The organism is Bartonella sp. AC130YNZD (assembly GCF_042196865.1).
GTDB lineage: Bacteria > Pseudomonadota > Alphaproteobacteria > Rhizobiales > Rhizobiaceae > Bartonella.
On the sequence record NZ_JBHIQZ010000148.1, the window covers coordinates 1 to 750 of the forward strand.

General features: G+C 38.5%; 1 protein-coding gene and 1 pseudogene. Both read left to right on the top strand.

The genetic code is table 11. The features are described from left to right. Positions 1-545: pseudogene (locus ACFINU_RS10200) on the top strand (transporter); the annotation flags it as partial. Next, the coding region (locus ACFINU_RS10205; RefSeq protein WP_375619049.1) for a type IV secretion system protein at positions 542-750 on the top strand (209 nt) is incomplete at its 3' end. The pseudogene ACFINU_RS10200 and the gene ACFINU_RS10205, both read left to right, overlap by 4 nt.

Below are 750 nucleotides of genomic sequence, written 5' to 3' on the forward strand. Positions count from 1 at the left end.
ATGAAATTCGTCCACCATTGATGATGTATCTTTTTCATAGGATTTTGTCTCTAATTGATGGACGTCGTATTATCATTGTCATTGATGAGTTTTGGAAAGCCTTAGAGGATGATTCCTTTAAAGCCTTTGCGCAAGACAGGCTGAAAACTATTCGTAAACAAAATGGTTTGATGTTGTTTGCGACACAATCTCCCAAAGATGCGATTAATTCGACCATTGCGCACACCATTATAGAGCAATGCCCCACACAAATTTATTTTCCCAATCAAAAGGGCAATCATGGGGATTATGTAGAAGGTTTTAAATTATCGGACAGAGAATTTAACCTGATACAATCAGAATTAAGCCGTGAGTCACGGCGTTTTCTCATCAAACAAGGACAAAGTTCAGTTGTAGCAGAACTGAGTTTACGCGGCTTTGATGATGAAATAGCCATTTTAAGTGGCACCACCAAGAACATTGAACTCCTAGAGACCATTATGGATGAAGTTGGTGAATCTCCAGAAAAATGGCTTCCTATTTTTCAAGAAAGGTCAAAACAATGAAAAAACTTTTATTGGCAACAGCTCTTTGCGCAATTTCTTTTGGCTTAAAAACAAATGCCTTCGCTATCATGGTATATGATCCCGCGGCTGTTGGACAAATAATGAAACAAGTCCAGCAAGGCACACAACAACTTAACAAATTGCAAGAACAAATTCAGCAAGGCAAACAACAGCTTGACCAATTAAAGAGCCAACTCGATCAAGC